The organism is Micromonospora narathiwatensis (genome assembly GCF_900089605.1).
Classification (GTDB): domain Bacteria; phylum Actinomycetota; class Actinomycetes; order Mycobacteriales; family Micromonosporaceae; genus Micromonospora; species Micromonospora narathiwatensis.
In genome coordinates this window covers 3,923,946-3,942,816 of the sequence record NZ_LT594324.1, presented here as the reverse complement: position 1 = coordinate 3,942,816, position 18,871 = coordinate 3,923,946, and the positions used below count along the sequence as shown (strand labels likewise).

Here is an 18,871-nt window from a genome sequence, read left to right as displayed (position 1 = left end):
TCCCACCGCCGACGCCCGCGGTCGGCCGTGCCTTGACAGGTTGGTGGATGATGCACCCGGACCACGGCACGGGAGCGGGGGTACGACATGGAGCTGCACCGCAGCCGGGGGGCGCTGCCGCTGGCCGTCGCCTGCGTGGCCGGCGGAATACTGGTGCTCGCCGTCGCCGGCGAGGGCGCGCTGCTGCGGATGCTGGCGGCCCTCGGCGTCGTCGCGGTCGGCGGCGCGGTGCTGGTCGGCGCGGTGCGGCCGTTCCGGTTCGTCATCGGGCCGGAGGGGCTGGAGGTGCGCCGCCCCGGCCTGCGCGGGACGTACCGGTGGGAGCAGTTCGACGCGCTCGCCCTCACCGACGCGGCCCGGCTGGTCGGGGTGCCCGCAGCCGGCCTGCCGCCGGGCCCGCCGACCACCGCGCGGCACCCGCGCGACGGCCGGCCCGCCGTCGAGCTGCTCGACCTCGCCCAGGTACGGGAGCGCCCCGACGACGTGGTGGCGGCGCTGACCCGGTACTCCGGTGGCCGCTTCACCGACGCGCGTACCGCCCCGGGCGGCTGGTCCGCCGGGACGGCGATCGTGTTCGCCGTCGGCCTGCGCGGCTATGACAAGAGGCAGGTGGACGGGCTGGTGGGTCGCGCCGAGGAGGCGCTGGCCACGGGCGACGCGGCGGCGCGGCGGGCCGCCCGCGCGGAGATCGAGCAGGCCCGGGCCGCCGGCATCGAGGTCGCGCTGCGCGGGTACGACGTCGGCCAGGTCGACGCCACGCTCGACGCGCTCCGCGCCGCACTCACCGACGAATCCTCGACCGACCGGGAGGCCACGGCATGACCGGGGTAGGCAGCAACTGGGCCGGCAACGTCCGGTACACCGCCCGGGCGCGGCACCAGCCGTCCAGCGTCGACGAGCTGCGCAAGCTGGTCGGCGCGGCGGACCGGATCCGGGCGGTGGGCACCGGGCACTCGTTCAACCGGCTCGGCGACACCACCGGGGAGCTGGTCTCGGTGGCCGGGCTGCCGCCCACCGTCGCGCTGGACCGCGACCGCGGCACGGTCACCGTCGCCGCCGGCCTGCGCTACGGCGACGTCGCCACCCGCCTGCACGCCGACGGGTACGCGCTGGCCAACCTCGCCTCGCTGCCGCACATCTCGGTGGCCGGCGCGGTCGCCACCGCCACCCACGGATCGGGGGCGGTCCACGGCAACCTGGCCACCGCCGTGGCCGCCCTGGAACTGGTCACCGCCGACGGCGACCTGCTCACCGTGGACCGCGCCGACCCGCGGTTCCCCGGGATGGTGGTCAACCTCGGCGCGCTGGGCGTGGTCACCCGGGTCACCCTCGACGTGGTGCCCACCTTCGACGTCCGGCAGTACGTCCGGTTCGGGCTGCCCCGCGCCGCGCTCGACGCCGCCTGCGACGCGGCGTACAGCGTCTCCGTCTTCACCCGCTGGCGTTCGTCCCGGCTGGACCAGGTGTGGGTCAAGCAGCGGGTCGACGAGCCGCCGCTGCCGGCGGAGTGGCTGGGCACGGTCGCCGCCGACGCGCCCTGCCACCCGGTGCCCGGGATGCCGGCGGAGCACTGCACCGCCCAGCTCGGCGAGCCCGGGCCGTGGTACGAGCGGCTGCCGCACTTCCGGCTCGGCTTCACCCCGAGCAGCGGCGACGAACTCCAGTCGGAGTGGCACCTGCCGCGCGCATCGGCCACCGACGCGCTCGCCGCCCTCGACCCGGCCGCCGAGCGGATCGCCGCGGTGCTACAGGTCTGCGAGCTGCGTACGGTCGCCGCGGACACGCTCTGGCTCAGCCCGAACCACGACCGGGACAGCCTGGCGATCCACTTCACCTGGATCGGCGACCCGGTGGCCGTGGCCCCGGTGCTGGCCGAGGTGGAGGAGCGGTTGGCGCCCTTCGCGCCGCGCCCGCACTGGGGCAAGCTCTTCGGGCGCGACCCCGCCGCGACGTACCCCCGGCACGACGACTTCCGCGCCCTGCTGCGCGACCTCGATCCGGCCGGGAAGTTCCGCACCGAAGAGCTGGACCGCTACTTTCCGCAGTCCTGACGGTCGGGTTCCGTCCACGGTCCGCGCCGGGCGCGGACCGTCGGCGGGACCCCCGTCCGGGGCCGAACTGACTACCCTGAACCGGCCATCCATGATGGACCTTGGGGAGGGGACGTTGGTGCAGGAGTTCGCGGCGGACAGGCTGGTGCGGGTCGACAACCGTCAGCTGTCCCGGATCAGCGTCGTCGCTCAGTGCCTGGACAACCAGTGGGTCACCCGCGACCTGCTGGAGCACATGGTGACCCGGCGGCTGTCCTATGCGGAGGTGGAGCGCCGCCGGCGGCAGGACGCGCGAGCGGAGTACCTGCGGTCGATCCTCAACGCCCAGCAGGTGATCGTCAACCGGGCGTACTTCTTCAACAATCCGGTCGTCTACCAGGACTTCCGCGCGCCTGGTCCGCAGCGGGAGGCGTTCCGGGCGCTGCTCGACGAGAGTGTGCTGGTGCCGTTCCTGCTGCGGGAGGGCTCGCCGGCGGACGAGCCGAGGTTCACCGTCGACGCGGCCGGCTGGTCCGCCTGGCGGACGCTGCTCGGCGACCTCGACACCATCCGCTGCCTCCGACTGAGCTGGGACGACGCTGAGAACGAGCAGAGCACCCAGCGGCTGATGTTCGAGGAGTTCCACCGCTTCCTCCTGCAACTGCGCGGCTTCAACCTCGACGCCCTGCGCCGCGACCTCGGACTCGAGGCGGAGAGCATCCCGACCCTGCGGCAGAAGCTGCGGGAGGTGACCCTGTGGGCCGCGGACACCGACCGGGCCGACCGGGAGGGCTTCTACCGGCAGTTCCTCGTCGAACCGGGCAGCGACCCCGCACAGGGCCGCTTCCGCTCCGCGCCCCTGGTCGCCGAGCTCAAGCACCTCGTCGACCTCCGGTACAACACGACCGTGCCGGACGCGGTGGAGCGGTTCGCGCTGATCCCCACCGACTCGCTGCGGCGTACCGCCCTCCAGGAGCGCCCCCCGGTGCGGGCCAGGAAGCCCACCGAGGAAGGCGGCCCACGGGCCGAGTTGACCCGGTTGGTCGAGCTGCTGCGTACGCTGCGACCGCAGGCCTTCGACCTGGCCCTGTCACCGCTGCGGATCGACCTGACCGGGCTGGACCTGCACCACGTACGCCAGGCGCGGGACACCGACGAGTGGCGCGGCTACCTCCTCGCCCTGGAGTCCCTGCTCGACGACCCGACCGACTTCGTGGCCCGTGGGCAGGTGGTGTACGACCGGTACATCGCCCTCGCCCGCCGGCTGGCGGAACTCGTCGGCGAGCGCCGGCAGGGCCAGATGCGGATCTGGGAACCGGTCGTGCGCGTCACCATCGAGGTCCTCGGCGCCTCCGCCTCGCTCATCTACGATGGCGATCCTCGGCTGGAGATCGTCGGAGACGTGGCCACCGAGGTCGCCGCCCGGGGCGCCGAGGCGGTGCTCCGCTTCGCGGTCGTCGGGCGCGACCAGCGCCGGGCCGAGAACGAGCTGGCCACCGGCATCGACGTGATGCGGGTCCGGCTGGAGCGGGCCCGCGAGGACTGGCGGGAACTCGTCGCCCGGCTCCAGGAGGGCGGCTTCCCGTTGACCGGCGGCGACGTCGGGCGGGACTCCGAGCCGAACATCGACCGACCCCGGGAGGAAACGTGAGCGAGGGGCCCGACGACCCGCGCTACCGGGAGTTGCGCGCCCGACTGCCCGAGCTGTTCGTCAACCCGCCCGGGGCCGCCGTGGAGATCCTCGCCGACCCGGTCGAGGTCGCGGCGGCCGAACGGGCCAAGTCCACGGCGCTGCGCGCCCGCGGGCTGCCGGTGGAGTGGGGCCGGACCGGCGTCGTGTACCAGGACGAATGGCTCACCCTGCTGCGCGATCCGGTCCGGTTCCCCGGCGGCGGGCTCGGCACGTACATCCGGTCGGTCTCGATGGGCGGCGCGCCCGGTGTGGTGCTCCTGCCGGTGCTCGACGGCGCCGTGGTGCTGGTGGAGCACTTCCGGCACGCGACCCGGCGGTGGCATCTGGAGGCCCCGCGCGGGTTCGGCGAGCCGGGCGTGCCGGCCGAGGAGCAGGCAGCCCGGGAGCTACGCGAGGAGATCGGCGCGGACGACGTGCGCCTGGTCGACCTGGGCGTGCTGAATCCGGACACCGGGGCCTCCACCGACGAGGTCCGGCTGTTCCTGGCGGAGGTGCGGGCGATCGGGGAACCCGAGGCGCGGGAGGGCATCCGGGCGGTACGGCTCTGCCGGCCGGCGGAGGTCGGTGCGCTCATCCGCGACGGGGTGATCAACGACTCGTTCACCATCGCGGTCTGGACCAGGGCGTTCCTGCGGGGCCTGGTGGGCGGGGCCGGGACCGGCGACTAGCCGCGCCCGGCGGTCATCTGGTCACGCATGCTGCCCCGCTGCACGGCCCGGCTGATGTCGCTGGGCGAGACGATCCCGACCAGTCGCTGTTCGGTCACCACGAGCGCCCGGCCGTCGGCGCACCCGCTGAGCCGGGGCAGCAGGTCGGTGAGCTGCTCGTCCGGGTTGGCGAGCACCAGGTCGCCGGCCTGGCACGACACCTCGGCCAGCGTGGTGGACTCCCTCCGGTCGGCCGGGATGCCGCGTACCCGGTCGAGGGTGACCAGGCCGACCGGCCGCCCGTCGTCGGTGAGCGGCAGCGCCGTGTGCCGGTACGCGAACAGGTAGTGGTCCACGAAGTCGGCGACGGTCATCTCCCCGGAGGCGGTCTGCGGCTGCGGGGTCATCACGTCGGCGACGCGTACGCCGCGCAGCGCGCTGCCCATCCGGGCCTGGCGCTCCTCCATGCCGGCGGCCCCGATCAGGAACCAGCCGATCAGCGCCAGCCAGAGCCCGCCCACCCCGGCGCCCCTGAGGAACTGCCAGAGCCCGACGGCGATCAGCACGATGCCGAGCCCCCAGCCGGCACGCGCGGCCACCACCGACGCCTTCGTCCGGTCCCCGGTGGCCTTCCACACCACGGCGCGCAGCAGCCGCCCGCCGTCGAGCGGGGCGGCCGGCAGCACGTTGAAGATCGCCAGCAGCACGTTGATGCCGGCCAGCCAGGACAGCGCCCCGACCAGCAGGCCGCGCGTACCGCCCAGGCTGATCAGCGCCGCGATCCCGCCGAAGAAGATCCCGATCAGCAGGCTCACCAACGGCCCGATCCCGGCGATCCGCAGCTCGGCGCCCGGGTCCCGGGCCTCGCCCTTCAGCTGGGACACCCCGCCGAAGAGCCAGAGCGTGATGCTGTCGACCTCGATCCCGTTGCGCTTGGCGATCACCGCGTGCGCCACCTCGTGCGCGAGCAGGCCGACGAAGAACACCACGGCCGCGGCCAGCCCGGCCACCACGTACGCGAAGGTCGAATGACCGGGGTACGAGTGTGGGAACAGACTGGCCGACAGCGCCCAGGCGATCAGCACGAAGATGACCAGGACGCTCCAGTTGACCCCGACGGGTACGCCCGCGATCCGGCCAAGTCGGAAGCTCGCCCTCATGCTCCCCGTCATACCCGCCAATAGCGGACCCATGCCAGGGCGGAAGGTCCCGTTCAGGGGCGTCGGAGCCCCGGTGCGCTCGGCTATCGGGTCATGGCATCGGCCTCGGTGAATCAGATTTCCGACTGGATCGAGGTGGTCCGTCGGGGATAGTGACGGGCGTGGCGACGTTGATCGACGAGGGTGACGACCCGTACCTCTGGCTGGAAGACCTGGCGGCGACGGACGCCACCGGATGGGTCCGGGACCGCAACGCGGAGAGCGTGGCCGCGTTGACCGGGGGCGAACGGTTCGTCGCCCTGCGGACCGAGATCCGGCGGGTGCTCGACGCCGAGGACCGCATTCCCTACCCCGGGTGGCGCGGCGACCACTTCTACTACAACTTCTGGATCGACGCGGCGCACCCGCGCGGGATCTGGCGGCGGACCACGCTCGACCAGTACCGCCGGCCTGAGCCCGAGTGGGACGTGCTGCTCGACGTCGACGCGCTGGCCGCCGAGGAGGGTGAGAACTGGGTCTGGCAGAAGGTGACGGTGCTGCGCCCCGGGTACGGGCGCTGCCTGATCAGCCTGTCCCGGGGCGGCGCGGACGCGGTGGTGGTGCGCGAGTTCGACCTCGACCGCCGGGCCTTCGTGGCGGACGGGTTCACGCTGCCCGAGGCCAAGAGCGGGGTCTGCTGGATCGACCCGGACCGGATCTACGTCGCCACCGACTTCGGGCCCGGGTCGCTGACCGAGTCGGGGTATCCGCGCGTCGTCAAGCGGTGGCGGCGGGGCACGCCGCTGGCCGAGGCCGAGGTCGTCTACGAGGCGGACGTCGAGGACGTTTCCGCGTACGCCTCGCATGACCCGACACCCGGTTTCGAGCGTGACTTCGTGGGGCGCAGCCTGGACTTCTACCGGTCGGAGGGCTTCCTGCTGACGGAGGCGGGCGAGCGGATCCGGATCCCCGTGCCGGAGGACGCCCACTGGGAGGTGCACCGGGAATGGCTGGTGATCCGGCTGCGCTCGCCGTGGCCGGTCGACGGCACCACCCACCCGGCGGGCACCCTGCTGGCAGCCCGGTTCGACGTCTTCCTCGCCGGCGGGCGGGAGCTGACGGTGCTCTTCCGGCCCGACGAGCGCACCGCGTTGAGCTACCACCTCTGGACCCGTAACCGGCTTATCCTGGCCACCCTTGCCGACGTGCGGAGCCGGTTGGAGGTGCTGACGCCCGGCGAGACGCGGTGGCGGCGGGAGCCGCTCGCGGGGGCGCCCGAGTACGACCACAGCGCGGTCGTGGACACCGACCCGGACGTCGGCGACGACTACCTGGTCGCCTCGGAGGGCTTTCTCCAGCCGGCGACGCTGCGGCTGGGGCGGGTCGGTGGCGCGGTCGAGACCCTCAAGCGGCAGCCGGCGTTCTTCGACGCCGACGGGCTGGTGGTACGCCAGTTCTTCGCCACCTCCGCCGACGGCACGCGGGTGCCGTACTTCGCGGTGGGGGATCCGGCCGCGACCGGCGGGCCGACGCTGCTCACCGGGTACGGCGGTTACGAGATCCCGATGACCCCGCACTACAGCGGCGTCATCGGCCGGGGGTGGCTGGCCCGGGGCGGCACGTACGTGGTGGCGAACATCAGGGGCGGCGGGGAGTACGGCCCCGGGTGGCACCGGGCCGCGATCCGGGAGAACCGGCCCCGGGCGTACGAGGACTTCGCGGCGGTGGCGGCCGACCTGGTGACCCGGGGGATCACCACACCGGCGCGGCTCGGCGTCGAGGGCGGCAGCAACGGCGGGCTGCTGATGGGCGTGATGCTGACCCGCTACCCGGCGTTGTTCGGCGCGGTCGTCGCGCAGGTGCCGGTGCTGGACATGCGGCGCTACCACCGGCTGCTGGCCGGCGCGTCGTGGATGGCCGAGTACGGCGACCCGGACCGGGCGGAGGACTGGGCCTACCTGCGGGAGTATTCGCCGTACCACAACGTCCGGGGCGGGCCGGCGTACCCGCCGGTCCTGTTCATCACCTCGACCCGGGACGACCGGGTGCACCCCGGGCACGCCCGCAAGATGGCGGCCCGGCTGCGCGAGCACGGCCACGACGTGTCCTACTACGAGAACGTCGAAGGCGGGCACGGCGCGGCGGCGAACAACGAGCAGCGCGCGTTCATCTGGGCGCTGACGCTGGAGTTCCTGTGGCGGAGGCTGGAGGGGAGCGCGACCCGGTAACCGCTCAGTCGCCCGGCCCGGCCGGACGTACGCCCAGTGCCGTCGCCCGCAGCTCGTCGGCGCCGAACCGGCCGGTCGGGAACCTCACCTGCACCGCCACCCCGGGCTCGACCAGCCAGAACGCCTCGTTCTCGCCGATGAAGCCGGCTGCCTCGCCCGGCTGGAACTCGCTCAGTGCCCAGGCGTCGGGGTCGCGTTCGTGATATTCGGCCAGGAAGTCCCGCAGGGCGGCGGCGGTGGCCAGGCGCGGCCCGCGCAGCACCAGCACCTGAAGGTCGACCTGGTGTCCGCCGTCGATCTCCCGTTCCCAGACCCGGGAGTTGAACGCCACGTCGTCCCACTCGTAGGTGAAGTCCTCGACCAGTTCGCCGGTGCCCGCCGGCAGGTGGCCGAGCACGAAGCCGTCCAATTGCACCTGATCACCTCACTGGTCTGGGCGGGTGGTCGCGACACAGTTGACAAATAATCGACAGCCGTTAATCTTCGGTTCGATCTTTCGCTGGACCGGGCGGCCAGTGTCCTGGGCAGTCCATCACAGTTCCTCGCTAGGAGACACATGGTACGCATGTCCCTGCGCCGCACCGTCGCGGCGCTGTCCGCGCTGGTTGCCGCCACGGCCCTCGTCGTCGGGCTGGGTGAGCCAGCCTGGGCCGCCCTGCCGCCCGGCATCCCGACCAAGGCGACCGCGCAGTCCCAGCTCAACAGCCTCACCGTCCGGGCCGAGGGCGCGTCGTCGGCGTACGACCGGTCGCTGTTCCCGCACTGGATCACGATCGAGGGCGCCTGCGACACCCGCAAGTACGTGCTGAAGTACGACGGCTCCAACGTCACCGTCGACTCGCAGTGCAAGCCCACCTCCGGTTCCTGGTACAGCGACTACGACGGCGTGACGACCACCGACTCGTCGACGTTCGACATCGACCACCTGGTCCCGCTCGCCGAGGCGTGGAACTCCGGCGCGGACACCTGGACCACCGCCAAGCGCCGGGACTTCGCCAACGACGTGTCGTCCCCGCAGCTCTGGGCGGTGAGCGCGAGCACCAACCGGTCCAAGGGCGACAAGGACCCGGCGAAGTGGATGCCGCCGCGTACCGCGGTCCACTGCGACTACGTCAAGGGCTGGATCAACGTCAAGTACCGGTACGGCCTCGCCGTCGACTCGACCGAGAAGACGGCGTTGCAGAACACCCTGAACACCCGCTGCTGATCCGACCCTCCGGTGGCCGGCGCCCGCCACGGGTGCCGGCCACCGGCCTAAGCTGATCGTGCTACCCGCCGGCGAGAATGGTGTATTCGTAGTTGCCGGCACCCACCGAGCGGTCGAGCGTCCGGATGACGCGGCCGACGTCGTCGTGCGGACCCTGGATGAACAGCGGTCGGCCGTTCCGGCCGAACGCGATGCGGCCGGGTGGCTGCCACAACCCGAGGTGGCCGACGGCCGAGTGGTAGTCCTGGTGCGGCTCGAAGCCGAGCCGCCAGGCGAAGTCGACGGCACCGAAGACGAGGTTTCGGGCCAGGTCGATGGGCGCACGCATCGGCGGATCAGGGTAGGCGCCGAAGAACTCCGCGACGAAGTAGGGCATGTCGTACTGGTCCAGCATGGTCGGCGGCACCGCGTTCTTCGCCCCGAGGCAGTAGGTGTCGACCAGGAAGCCGGCCAGACTGACCCCCCGGTCATCCCGCCGCGCGACCATGACGCCGGTCAGGCCGTCGAAGTCGTCGCCCGGGTCGTCGGCGTCGACCCAGTCGGCGGGCCGGTCCTCGATGATCAGGCCGCTGCTCCACCCCGGATTGACCCAGCAACCGATGAGCGGCAGATCTCCCAGCCCGACCAGGCCCGGCTGGCTGACGGCGACGCTTCGGACCAGCGGACCGACTGTGGCTCGGGCGACGCCCGGTTCCCGGGTGACCTGCTTCGGGGTCCGTCCGTCCGCGCGGAACGCCTGCGCCCGAGACTTCGACTCGTCGGAAACCATCGGTCAATCCTGTTGTCGAGGGTGATCGCTGTCAAACTCTCCGGTCGCGAGTCTCGACCCGTCCGGAGCCGCGTGCGGTAGGTGCTCCGCCGACCTGGGCGGGGATGGCGCCGCCAGCCGGGTGTTGGGTTGAAAGTGGTATGCCTGTGAGTCATTTTGATGACTCAGAGGCATATCGCTTTCGAGCGGACTCTCGTCTCGGCCGGGTAGGTCTGCTGGCGTCCGCCGGCGCACCGCCCCGGCGGGTGCCTCTCAGTGGAACGACTCTCGCTTGACGGCGGCGACGAAGCACGCCCAGGCCCCGGGCCCGAAGGTGAGGGCCGGGCCGCTCGGGTCCTTGCTGTCGCGGAGCGCGACGATGCCGGGCAGATTGTCGGCGACCTCGACGCAGTTGCCGCCGTTGTTGCTGCGGGTCGACTTGCGCCAGATGGCGCCGGTGAGGTCAGGCACGGGAGTACTCCTCTGCGACTTCATGAATCAAGCTCTTGGAGCGGGACTCGTTCAGGGCACGGCCCGCGATGTCGGACCAGATGCTGTTGTAGGCGGCCGTCTCGTGCGGCTTGTCGAGATAGATGGCTCCGGTTGCCGCCTCTAGGTACGCCACCGGTGGCTCCACCTCCTTGCCGTGGTTGTCTTCGGGGAACTCCATGATCGAAAACGATCCGGACATCGCCCCTGCGTGCAGCCCGGCAGAAAAAGCCAGCACCTGGACGGTTACGTTCGGTAGTTCAGCGGCCTTCAGGATCTGGTGAAGTTGTTCGGCCATGATCGTGGCGTTGCCGACGGGGCGGCGCAACACGGCCTCGTTGATTATCACGCTGAGTTGTGGAGCGGAGAACCGGGTGAGGAGCGCCTGCCGTTCGACGCGGAGTTGGATCGCCCGCCGCTGCTCGTCGCTGTTCTCGGTGTCGATCGAACCGCCGGGCATTTTGAAGATCCGCTCGGCATAGGCGCGAGTCTGCAGCAGGCCCGGGACCAGTTCGGGCTCGTACTGGCGGATGTTCGAGGCCGCGGCTTCGAGCCCGATGTAGAGCTGGAACCACTTCGGCAGCCCCGAGCCAATGTAGTCGTGCCACCAGTTTTTGTTCTCGCGCGTGGCGGCGGTCATCGCCAGCAGCAGTTCGCTGTCCTCCACCGAAGCGCCGTAGAGCTTCAACATCTCCTTGACGTCTGCCTGGCGAAAGCGCACGTGCTCGGCCCCGTTCTCGATCCGGTGCATGGTGGCCCGCGCCCGGTCGAGTTGTTCCGCCGCCTGTTCCATGGTCAGCCCGGCCGCCTTGCGGAGGGCCTCGAACTTACGGCCGATTTGGCGGCGGAGCATGGTCGAGCCGGTCACAGCGTGTGACACCCGGTGCCTCCCGTGGAGTTCATGCATTGACATGGCTTCGCCCAATTAAAGCGACCCGATGTATCACAAGCAATAGACAAGTTACCCATAGTGCATAGCTGTAGATCAAATGCCGAAGCGATGCCTCTGTTGCGACATTGCAAAAGCGGTTGATCGGTGCTCTACTGCCTCTGCGGCCACTGTGGATTTGCCCAGGTCAGCGGGCCGTTAGCTGCCCTGCTGACGTACTGCTGATCGAAGGCTGCGGTGGCAGGTGCGGGTGGGTCCGTCGATACGCGGCGGGTCGACGGACCCACCATCCAGGCGGCACCCACGTTCGAGAGGCGGGTATCCCATGCGTGTGTTCTTCCGGCGGCGCGGGCGCAACCAGCGGTCGTGGTCGGTCGGCGGCTCCACCTGCTACCGGTCGGCTTCCTACCGGCCGTTGCGCCCGTGGCAGGTGCGGGAACGCCGGTTCCGCCCCAGCCGGTTCGGTCGGCGTGGCCTGGACCCGGACGAGGTGGCGGAGTTCCTCGACCGGGTCGCCGACGATCTGGCGGCCGTCTACGACGCGCTGGCCCGCAGCCGGCAGGAGAGCGACCGGATCCGGGACGCGTTGCGCCGCTGGCAGTCCGAGCAGTTCCGGGCCCGCCTCGCGGGGCGGCAGCGGGCCGAGCGCGGGGGCGTGCGGTGACCGCGCGCTGGGTGGTGCACCTGCCGGTGGCCGCCCCGGATCTGCCCGCGGCGCAGCGACTCGCCCGGGTGCTGGCCCGGTGGGCGATGCTCCTGCCGCAGAGCGACCCGGGTGAGACCACCGTGTCAGCCGAGGACGAGCAGGGCGTACACCATCGGGTCTTCTGTGATCTGTTGCTGCCCGGCGGCCGGCGGTGCCTGCTCCGGGCCGACCACGACGGACCCTGCGCCCGCCGGCTGGTGGGGCGGTGAGCGCGCGGCGGGCCGTTGACCTGGAGGTTATTTCTCCGAATAGTCCACCGGAAGATCGTTGGACTTAGATCGCTTGGTGTCGGTCGGCGACGCATGCCAGCGTCTTGCGCAACCACCCACAGTAGAAAGGGAACTTTCATGCGCATTTCGCGAAAGATCGCCGCGCTGGGCGTCACGGCGGCCGCCGTGACGGCGGGCGCCCTGGTCAACGCCGGCCCCGCGTACGCCGCCCTCTACGGCGGGCAGTGCGGCTCGGGCTACAACATCGTCAACCTGGCCGACTTTCCCGACCTCCGCGGCACGGTGTACCTGACCTACAACGCGTCCACCGGGAAGAACTGCGTCGTCACCATCCGGGAGAAGCCGGGGACCGCCACGCTCATGGAGGCGTACGTCCGCCGTTCCGGCAACACCGCCTGGATCAAGGAGAGCGACAACTTCACGACCTACGCGGGACCGGTCTACGTGTCGGCCGCCGGCTCGTGCGTCGACTGGGGCGGCACCATCGGGACGGCCTCCCAGACCCGCTACGGCACCAACTGCGGCTGACCGGACACCGAGCACCGGAGGAAAGTGCATGAAGCTCGTCAAGATCACCGCCGTGACCGCCGCCTTCGCCGCCACCGCCCTGGCCGGGACGCTGGTCGGGGCGGCCCCGGCGTACGCGGCCACCTACGCGGGTGAGTGCGGGTCCGGCTACAGCGTCGTGAACTCCGCCGCGATCGGCACCAAGGGGACGGTCTTCCTCGCCTACAGCTCGTCCACGGGCAAGAACTGCGTGATCGCCAAGCGGAACACCGCCGGTTCGGCCGTGCTCGTCGAGGCGGGCCTGGGGATCAGCCCGGTCGGAAGCCACTGGCCGGCCTACGAGGGCGACTACTTCACGTCCTACGCCGGTCCGATCTACCTGTCGGCGGCGAACCAGTGCGTGGACTGGATGGGCCGGATCAGCGGCACCGAGGGCGGTAAGCGCGGTACCAACTGCGGCTAGCTGAGTGCGAAGCCCTGCCGGTGCGCTGCCGCACCGGCAGGGCTTCACCCTTCGCGTGCAGCTACGAGCCACCGACCCGTACGTCCAGGAAGATCGGCCGCTTGAGCGGGAAGAACATCCGACCGTCCTCGTCGGCCATCTTCCAGTAGATCTTGCAGCTCCCGGGCGTACCGGGGGTCCGGACGGACACCGCGATGTCCACGGCCTCGCCCGGCATCGTCTGCGGGATGGCCACCGTCTTCGGCGCTTGGCACGGTTCGTCGTTTATCCGGGCCAGCGAGCGGTTGGCCCAGACCACCGTGCCCGTGTTGCGGATCCGCCAGATCTTGGTGAACGAGGTGTTCGGCGGCACCAGCGTCCCATCGGGATAGGTGATGTCGCCTTCGAACCGAGAGTCATCATGATCGTTAACGGCGATCGCCGGGGACTTTCCGCCATCGTTCGCACCCCGCCGATCAAGCGCGACGAACGCGAGGACGACGACACCGCCGAGTACGGCCACGTGCGCGGCCAGGCCGGCGATGCCGACGCGCCGGCGGCCGGGCAGCCGGGCTGGTGCGGGCTCGGCGGCGGCCGGAGCCGCCCGGCCACCCCGGCGCGCACCGCTGTCGCCACCGGCCGGCCTGGGTTCCTCGGTCTCGCTGGTCTCGGCGGTCGGCGTCCCGTCGGACACCGTGGACGCCTCCGCTGCCCCGCGCGGCTCCGGCGCCGCGTCGGCCGCCGAGGCGGTGCCCGCCGAATGCCCGGCGGCCCTGGCCTGCATCCAGCGCTCCCGCCACTCCTTCTCGGTGTCCGACGGGTCGCGGCCGAGCCGGTCGACGGCGAGCACCCGTACGAACTCCCACGTCGTCTCCCAGCTGGGAAGACTCCGGCCCTGGGCCGCGGCGGCCAGCGACGACTTCGAGGCGGCCGCGCCCAGCCGCGTGGACATCTCCTCGTACGAGGGATCACCCGCCTCCTGTCTCAGGCGCGACAGGCGGTCGGCGAAGGCGCCCACCGGGCCCGAATCAGGATTGGGACGCGTGGGCCGTCGCCCCCGCCGCCGCGGGACCTGATGTCGACCTTGCGTTACTTCGTTCACTTCCCCTACCTTGTCAGAACCGAACACGGGGGCACATCTGCCCCATATGGCGCATCCGGCGCAGGGGTGACGATATCCGTGTTGATCAAACCTTGGTGGGGCGCCATGACGGCGCGGCGACCCGCGCGGTCAGCGGCGGCCGGGAGCCTGGCCGACGACGGTCGGCGAGAACTCGTTCGCCGCCTCGACCGCCCACTCCAGCGCGAAGTCGGCCTCCTCCTCCCAACCCGGCTCGCCGAGGGCGAAATGCGACCGACCAGGGTTGCAGCGGTACCCGGTGATCGCGGTCGAGCCCCGATAGAGGCTGGCGTTGGCGGAGACCACCGAGGGCGGCACGACGTGGTCGGCGCCGCCGGCCGTCAGCAGCAGCGGTGCCCGTTCGTCCCGCTTCTTGTCGATCTCGGCGGCCGATTCCGGGTTCAGGTTGGCGAACGCCATCTCGAACAGGACGTGACCGGCCCCGGGCACGGCGTACCGCTCCCAGGCCGCGTCCGACTCCTGCTGGCTCATCGTGTTGCCGAAGGCGTACCGGAAGTCCTCGGCGGTGAACGGCACCGCGCGGTGCCGGTTGACCGGGCTGTGCAGGATCGAGAACCCGGAGCGCAACGTGCTCAGCGGCAGCCGCAGCACACCCCGGACCGGGGCGGTGTGTACGCCGACCCCGGCCGCGCCGAGCTTCCGGTCGACCAGCAGCTGCGTGATCAGGCCGCCGATCGAGTGGCCCATGATGATCGGCGGTCGGGGCAGGTCCCGGATGATCCGGGCGTAGTGGTCGGTGATGGCGGCGATGCGCTGCCCGGCGATCGGCGTCGGATCCGCCCGTAGCTCCTCGACCTCCCGGTCCATCCCGGGCCAGGCCGGGGTGAGCACCCGGAAACCGCGTGCCGCGTACCGGTCGGCCCAGTTCTCCCAGCTACGTGAGGTCATCCAGAGCCCGTGGATCAGCAGGATCGTGTCGACCCGTCCCGTCGGTACGCCCATGCCTGACCTCCCGGTGCCGCGACGTCTGACGCGGCGTTGGTTACCCGGCCGGGCCGGGCTCACTCCCGGCGGGCACTGACCACCCCGCCGGGCGGGCCTGACAAATGTCATGGCCCGGAGGTGACGCGCGCTCCGGGCACCCGGCCCCCGCGCGCCGGAACATCTTTGTCATGACCGACATCCCACCGGCCGTCGAGCTGGCCGGACTCACCAAGACCTTCGGACCGGTGACCGCCGTCGACGGGCTCAGCCTCCGCGTCCAGCCGGGCGAGGTGGTGGCCTTCCTCGGCCCCAACGGCGCCGGCAAGACCACCACCGTGGACATGCTGCTCGGCCTGGCCCGCCCGGACGCCGGCACCGTCCGGCTCTTCGGCGGCACGCCGGCCGACGCCATCCGGCTCGGCCGGGTCGCCGCCGTGATGCAGACCGGCGGCCTGCTCAAGGATCTCACCGTCGCGGAGACGGTACGGATGACCGCGCACTTCCACGCGTACACCCGGCCGGTGGCCGAGGTGCTGGAACGGGCCGGGATCGCCGACCTCGCCGACCGCCCGGTGGGCAAGTGCTCCGGCGGCCAGCAGCAGCGGCTGCGCTTCGCCCTGGCGCTGCTGCCGGACCCGGACCTGATGGTGCTCGACGAGCCCACCACCGGCATGGACGTCGAGGGGCGGCGGGACTTCTGGCAGGCGATCCGGGCCGACGCCCGGGCCGGCCGGACCATCATCTTCGCCACCCACTACCTGGACGAGGCCGACGCGTACGCGGACCGGATCGTGCTGGTCCGGCAGGGTCGGATCATCGCCGACGGCACCACCGCGGAGATCAAGAACCTGGCCGCCGGCCGGATCGTCCGGGCCACCCTGCCGGGCGCCGACCAGGCCGTACTCGCCGCGCTGCCCGGCGTCCAGACGGTCGAGGTACGCGGCGACGTGGTGCTGGTGCGGACCGACGACTCGGACACCGTCGCCCGGCACCTGCTCACCCGCACCGCCGCCCGGGACATCGAGATCACCTCCCGCAACCTTGAGGACGCCTTCCTCGCCCTCACCACCGACACCCTCGCCGCCGACGCCCTCGCCGCCGACGCCCTCGCCGCCGACACCTTGACCGCCGATTCCGCGCAGCCCATCGGAGCCTGAGATGACCGTCGCCGCCCCGTCCACCACCACCCCGGCCCGGCCCGTCGACCGCCGTCCGCCCGCCCTGGGCGGGTTCTCCACCGCCGTACTCGGCATCGAGATCCGCCGCGTGCTGCGCAACCGCCGTACGCTGATGTTCACGCTGGTCATGCCGGCGGTCTTCTTCCTGCTGTTCGGGCTGCCCCAGCGCGGTGAGGAGCTGCCCAACGGCCACCCGGTCACCGGCTGGATCATGATCAGCCTCGCCGTGTACGCGGCCATGGTCGCCACCACCAGCGCGGGAGCGGCGGTCGCCACCGAGCGGGCGCTGGGCTGGAGCCGTCAGCTCCGGCTCACCCCGCTGCGCCCGGCCGCGTACGTGGCGATCAAGGTGGCCACCGCGATGGTGCTCGGCCTGGCCGGCGTGCTGGTCGAGTTCGCGGTGGGCGCCGCCGCCGGGGTACGCCTGCCGGTCGACATCTGGCTGCTCTCCGGCCTGGCCGCCTGGGTGGGGTCGCTGGTGTTCGCCGCCTTCGGGCTCTTCGTCGGCTACCTCGCCCCGGCCGAGAACGTCATGCAGTTCATGGGCCCGGTCCTGGCCATCCTCGCCATGTTCGGCGGGCTCTTCGTCCCGCTCGAGATGCTGCCGCACGCCTTCCAGGAGATCGCCAAGTTCACCCCGGTGTACGGCGTCGGTCAGCTCGCCCGGGCCCCGCTGACCGGGGACGGCCTGGACTGGGCCTCGGTGGGCAACCTGGTCGCCTGGACGGCGGTGTTCGGCCTCGGCGCGGCCCGGCTGTTCCGCCGCGACACCAGCCGCGTCTGACCCGTCCGGGCGGAGGCTAGCGTGTGCGTCGTGAACCTGCCGTCGGAACGCAGCCAGCCGAGGACCCACTGGCGGGTCACCGGCTGGCTGCTCGCCGCGGTCTGGCTCTTCTTCCTCAACATCCCGCTGCTCACCGCCCTGCACCAGGCCGAGGTCTGGCGTCGGGTGCTGGGCGCGTCCACCCTGGTCGCCTTCGGCGTGACCTACGTGTGCGTCTTCCAGTGGGCGCGGGCCCGCCGGCAGGCGCACCTGGGCGTCCCGCGCGGCCGGGCCTGGGCGTTCCTGGCGTTGCTGCTCGGGCTCGGGCTGGCCGGCATTCCCGGCACCTCGGGAGACTGGCTCACCACACTCGTCTTCGTCGCGGCGGCGGCGGTGTTCCTGATGCCGACGCGCGAGGCCGTGGTGGTGGTCCTCCTCACCGCGCTGACCCCGCCGGTCACCGCCGCCCTGGTGCCCGGCTGGGAGGCCGAGGGCACCGTGGTGTTCGCGGTCCTGCTCGCCTCGTTCGCCATGTTCGGGGTGACCCGGCTGGCCCAGCGCAACGCCGAGCTTCAGGCCGCCCAGCAGGAGATCCGCCGGCTGGCGGTGGCCGAGGAACGGGCCCGTACCGCCCGCGACCTGCACGACATCCTCGGCCACTCGCTGACCGTGGTGGCGGTCAAGGCCGAGCTGGCCGGCCGGCTGCTGGAACTGGACCCGACCCGGGCGGCCACCGAGATCGCCGACGTGGAGCGGCTGGCCCGACAGGCACTGGCCGACGTGCGGGGCACCGTCGGGGCGTACCGGGGGGTGAGCCTCGCGGCGGAGCTGGCCGGCGCCCGCTCGGCGCTGGCCGCCGCGGGCGTCGCCGCGGAACTGCCGGAGACGGTGCCGCGGCTTCCGGCGGAGGCGGACGAGCTGTTCGGCTGGACGGTACGCGAGGGGGTGACCAACGTGGTCCGGCACAGTGGTGCGCGGCGGTGCGAGATCCGGGTGGACGGCTCGGCCGTGGAGGTCCGCGACGACGGTCGGGGGCCGGTCGGGGAGCCCGGCGCGGCCGGGCACGGGCTGGTCGGGCTGCGCGAGCGGGCACGGCGGCTGGACGCCACGGTCACCGTCGGCCGCCGTCCCGGCGGGCGCGGCTTCCTGCTGCGCGTCGCCCTGCCGGCGGGGTCCTGATGGGCGGCGGGGCCACGACAGGCCGCCGGGTTGCGATGGACGGCCGGATTCGGGCGGGTGGCGGGCGACGGGACGGCCGGGCCCGGGAGCGGAGGACGCGCGGATGACCGGGCCGATCAAGCTGCTGCTCGCCGACGACCAGGCGCTGGTCCGGGGCGCGTTGGCCGCGCTGCTGTCGCTGGAGCCGGACCTGACGGTCGTCGCCGAGGTGGGCCGGGGCGACGAGGTGGTGCCGGAGGCCCGCCGTACCCGGCCCGACGTGGCCCTGCTCGACGTGGAGATGCCCGGCCTGGACGGGATCGCGGCGGCCGCCGCGCTGCGGGCGGCGGTACCCGGCTGCCGGGTGCTGGTGGTGACCACCTTCGGCCGCCCCGGCTACCTGCGCCGGGCGATGGAGGCGGGCGCGGGCGGGTTCGTCGTCAAGGACACCCCGGCCCGCCAGCTCGCCGACGCGGTCCGCCGGGTGCACGCCGGGCTACGGGTGGTCGACCCGACCCTGGCCGCGGAGACCCTGGCCACCGGGGCGAGCCCGCTGACCGAGCGGGAGACCGAGGTGCTGCGGACCGCACGGTCCGGCGGCACGGTGGCAGAGTTGGCCGCGACCCTGCACCTCTCCGAGGGGACGGTCCGCAACCACCTGTCCTCGGCGATCGGCAAGACCGGCGCCCGCAACCGGGCCGACGCGGTCCGCGTCGCCGAGGAGAACGGCTGGCTGCTCGGCCAGTGAGCCG

21 protein-coding genes are annotated in these 18,871 nt (G+C 72.2%); 14 read left to right on the top strand and 7 right to left on the bottom strand.

From position 1 onward, the window contains the following. The first annotated feature begins 87 nt into the window (after nt 1-87). The 4 genes from GA0070621_RS16785 to GA0070621_RS16770 all read left to right on the top strand — a co-directional run bounded on the left by GA0070621_RS16785 (nt 88) and on the right by GA0070621_RS16770 (nt 4,391). The gene (locus tag GA0070621_RS16785) at nt 88-822 is read left to right on the top strand and encodes a hypothetical protein (RefSeq protein ID WP_091196760.1); all 735 of its coding nucleotides are present in this window, start codon (nt 88-90) and stop codon (nt 820-822) included. Next, nucleotides 819-2,051 carry an FAD-binding protein gene (locus GA0070621_RS16780; protein ID WP_091196758.1) on the top strand — a complete coding sequence of 411 codons (1,233 nt, stop codon included), beginning with the start codon at nt 819-821 and terminating at the stop codon, nt 2,049-2,051. The genes GA0070621_RS16785 and GA0070621_RS16780 overlap by 4 nt, the downstream gene beginning before the upstream one ends. A 91-nt stretch (nt 2,052-2,142) precedes the next feature. Next, on the top strand, nt 2,143-3,681 hold the full coding sequence (locus GA0070621_RS16775) for a hypothetical protein (RefSeq protein WP_157740008.1): 1,539 nt from the start codon (nt 2,143-2,145) through the stop codon (nt 3,679-3,681). Continuing rightward, complete coding sequence (locus tag GA0070621_RS16770; RefSeq protein ID WP_091196752.1) at nt 3,678-4,391, top strand: NUDIX hydrolase; 714 nt, start codon at nt 3,678-3,680, stop codon at nt 4,389-4,391. Before GA0070621_RS16775 ends, GA0070621_RS16770 begins: the two co-directional genes overlap by 4 nt. Here the strand turns inward: GA0070621_RS16770 and GA0070621_RS16765 are convergent. Then, nucleotides 4,388-5,530: a site-2 protease family protein gene (locus GA0070621_RS16765; RefSeq protein ID WP_091196750.1), complete on the bottom strand. Its 1,143-nt coding sequence runs from the start codon at nt 5,528-5,530 to the stop codon at nt 4,388-4,390. The genes GA0070621_RS16770 and GA0070621_RS16765 overlap by 4 nt on opposite strands. A 161-nt stretch (nt 5,531-5,691) precedes the next feature. Here GA0070621_RS16765 and GA0070621_RS16760 point away from each other — a divergent pair, with 161 nt between their 5' ends. Beyond that, nucleotides 5,692-7,737 carry a prolyl oligopeptidase family serine peptidase gene (locus GA0070621_RS16760; RefSeq protein ID WP_167666987.1) on the top strand — a complete coding sequence of 682 codons (2,046 nt, stop codon included), beginning with the start codon at nt 5,692-5,694 and terminating at the stop codon, nt 7,735-7,737. 4 nt (nt 7,738-7,741) lie between these two features. Here GA0070621_RS16760 and GA0070621_RS16755 read toward each other — a convergent pair whose 3' ends face one another. Continuing rightward, nucleotides 7,742-8,152 carry a hypothetical protein gene (locus GA0070621_RS16755; RefSeq protein ID WP_091196748.1) on the bottom strand — a complete coding sequence of 137 codons (411 nt, stop codon included), beginning with the start codon at nt 8,150-8,152 and terminating at the stop codon, nt 7,742-7,744. 141 nt (nt 8,153-8,293) lie between these two features. Between GA0070621_RS16755 and GA0070621_RS16750 the strand changes: the two genes are divergently transcribed. After that, entirely contained in the window at nt 8,294-8,944 is a 651-nt protein-coding gene (locus GA0070621_RS16750) for an HNH endonuclease family protein (RefSeq protein WP_091196747.1), read from the top strand. Between the two features lie 61 nt (nt 8,945-9,005). On the opposite strand, the gene GA0070621_RS16745 is transcribed toward GA0070621_RS16750, so the two are convergent. From GA0070621_RS16745 to GA0070621_RS16735, 3 genes are all read right to left on the bottom strand, one after another. Continuing rightward, complete coding sequence (locus tag GA0070621_RS16745; RefSeq protein ID WP_091196745.1) at nt 9,006-9,713, bottom strand: hypothetical protein; 708 nt, start codon at nt 9,711-9,713, stop codon at nt 9,006-9,008. A gap of 252 nt (nt 9,714-9,965) precedes the next feature. After that, nucleotides 9,966-10,163, bottom strand: a complete 198-nt coding sequence (locus GA0070621_RS16740) for a DUF397 domain-containing protein (RefSeq protein ID WP_091196743.1) — start codon at nt 10,161-10,163, stop codon at nt 9,966-9,968. Then, a complete protein-coding gene (locus tag GA0070621_RS16735; RefSeq protein ID WP_197674066.1) occupies nt 10,156-11,034 on the bottom strand; it encodes a helix-turn-helix domain-containing protein in 879 nt (292 codons plus the stop codon). The genes GA0070621_RS16740 and GA0070621_RS16735 overlap by 8 nt, the downstream gene beginning before the upstream one ends. A 361-nt stretch (nt 11,035-11,395) precedes the next feature. Between GA0070621_RS16735 and GA0070621_RS16730 the strand changes: the two genes are divergently transcribed. The 4 genes from GA0070621_RS16730 to GA0070621_RS16715 all read left to right on the top strand — a co-directional run bounded on the left by GA0070621_RS16730 (nt 11,396) and on the right by GA0070621_RS16715 (nt 12,976). Next, entirely contained in the window at nt 11,396-11,734 is a 339-nt protein-coding gene (locus GA0070621_RS16730) for a DivIVA domain-containing protein (RefSeq protein WP_091196739.1), read from the top strand. Next, complete coding sequence (locus GA0070621_RS16725) at nt 11,731-11,985, top strand: hypothetical protein (RefSeq protein WP_091196737.1); 255 nt, start codon at nt 11,731-11,733, stop codon at nt 11,983-11,985. The genes GA0070621_RS16730 and GA0070621_RS16725 overlap by 4 nt, the downstream gene beginning before the upstream one ends. Before the next feature lie 138 nt (nt 11,986-12,123). Beyond that, nucleotides 12,124-12,534, top strand: a complete 411-nt coding sequence (locus tag GA0070621_RS16720; protein ID WP_091196736.1) for a spore-associated protein A — start codon at nt 12,124-12,126, stop codon at nt 12,532-12,534. Between the two features lie 28 nt (nt 12,535-12,562). Further along, the gene (locus tag GA0070621_RS16715) at nt 12,563-12,976 is read left to right on the top strand and encodes a spore-associated protein A (RefSeq protein WP_091196734.1); all 414 of its coding nucleotides are present in this window, start codon (nt 12,563-12,565) and stop codon (nt 12,974-12,976) included. A 61-nt stretch (nt 12,977-13,037) separates the two neighbouring features. Here the strand turns inward: GA0070621_RS16715 and GA0070621_RS16710 are convergent, their stop codons facing one another. Further along, nucleotides 13,038-13,907, bottom strand: coding sequence for an NBR1-Ig-like domain-containing protein (locus tag GA0070621_RS16710; protein WP_157740007.1), 870 nt, complete (start codon nt 13,905-13,907; stop codon nt 13,038-13,040). A gap of 279 nt (nt 13,908-14,186) precedes the next feature. Beyond that, nucleotides 14,187-15,038: an alpha/beta hydrolase gene (locus tag GA0070621_RS16705; protein WP_091196731.1), complete on the bottom strand. Its 852-nt coding sequence runs from the start codon at nt 15,036-15,038 to the stop codon at nt 14,187-14,189. A 170-nt stretch (nt 15,039-15,208) separates the two neighbouring features. Between GA0070621_RS16705 and GA0070621_RS16700 the strand changes: the two genes are divergently transcribed. From GA0070621_RS16700 to GA0070621_RS16685, 4 genes are all read left to right on the top strand, one after another. Next, nucleotides 15,209-16,177: an ABC transporter ATP-binding protein gene (locus GA0070621_RS16700; protein ID WP_091196729.1), complete on the top strand. Its 969-nt coding sequence runs from the start codon at nt 15,209-15,211 to the stop codon at nt 16,175-16,177. Between the two features lies 1 nt (nt 16,178). Beyond that, nucleotides 16,179-16,982: an ABC transporter permease gene (locus GA0070621_RS16695; protein ID WP_091196727.1), complete on the top strand. Its 804-nt coding sequence runs from the start codon at nt 16,179-16,181 to the stop codon at nt 16,980-16,982. A 30-nt stretch (nt 16,983-17,012) separates the two neighbouring features. Continuing rightward, entirely contained in the window at nt 17,013-18,140 is a 1,128-nt protein-coding gene (locus GA0070621_RS16690) for a sensor histidine kinase (RefSeq protein WP_157740006.1), read from the top strand. Nucleotides 18,141-18,243: 103 nt separating this feature from the next. Then, complete coding sequence (locus GA0070621_RS16685; RefSeq protein ID WP_091196724.1) at nt 18,244-18,867, top strand: response regulator transcription factor; 624 nt, start codon at nt 18,244-18,246, stop codon at nt 18,865-18,867. Nucleotides 18,868-18,871: the final 4 nt, after the last annotated feature.

Bases quoted from the DNA above. Each gene is read 5' to 3' on its own strand.
- GA0070621_RS16785 (WP_091196760.1), top strand. From the start codon at position 88: ATGGAGCTGCACCGCAGCCGGGGGGCGCTGCCGCTGGCCGTCGCCTGC.
- GA0070621_RS16780 (WP_091196758.1), top strand. From the start codon at position 819: ATGACCGGGGTAGGCAGCAACTGGGCCGGCAACGTCCGGTACACCGCC.
- GA0070621_RS16775 (WP_157740008.1), top strand. From the start codon at position 2,143: ATGATGGACCTTGGGGAGGGGACGTTGGTGCAGGAGTTCGCGGCGGAC.
- GA0070621_RS16765 (WP_091196750.1), bottom strand. From the start codon at position 5,530: ATGAGGGCGAGCTTCCGACTTGGCCGGATCGCGGGCGTACCCGTCGGG.
- GA0070621_RS16750 (WP_091196747.1), top strand. From the start codon at position 8,294: ATGGTACGCATGTCCCTGCGCCGCACCGTCGCGGCGCTGTCCGCGCTG.
- GA0070621_RS16745 (WP_091196745.1), bottom strand. From the start codon at position 9,713: ATGGTTTCCGACGAGTCGAAGTCTCGGGCGCAGGCGTTCCGCGCGGAC.
- GA0070621_RS16735 (WP_197674066.1), bottom strand. From the start codon at position 11,034: ATGCTCCGCCGCCAAATCGGCCGTAAGTTCGAGGCCCTCCGCAAGGCG.
- GA0070621_RS16730 (WP_091196739.1), top strand. From the start codon at position 11,396: ATGCGTGTGTTCTTCCGGCGGCGCGGGCGCAACCAGCGGTCGTGGTCG.
- GA0070621_RS16720 (WP_091196736.1), top strand. From the start codon at position 12,124: ATGCGCATTTCGCGAAAGATCGCCGCGCTGGGCGTCACGGCGGCCGCC.
- GA0070621_RS16715 (WP_091196734.1), top strand. From the start codon at position 12,563: ATGAAGCTCGTCAAGATCACCGCCGTGACCGCCGCCTTCGCCGCCACC.
- GA0070621_RS16710 (WP_157740007.1), bottom strand. From the start codon at position 13,907: ATGTCCACGCGGCTGGGCGCGGCCGCCTCGAAGTCGTCGCTGGCCGCC.
- GA0070621_RS16705 (WP_091196731.1), bottom strand. From the start codon at position 15,038: ATGGGCGTACCGACGGGACGGGTCGACACGATCCTGCTGATCCACGGG.
- GA0070621_RS16700 (WP_091196729.1), top strand. From the start codon at position 15,209: ATGACCGACATCCCACCGGCCGTCGAGCTGGCCGGACTCACCAAGACC.
- GA0070621_RS16695 (WP_091196727.1), top strand. From the start codon at position 16,179: ATGACCGTCGCCGCCCCGTCCACCACCACCCCGGCCCGGCCCGTCGAC.
- GA0070621_RS16685 (WP_091196724.1), top strand. From the start codon at position 18,244: ATGACCGGGCCGATCAAGCTGCTGCTCGCCGACGACCAGGCGCTGGTC.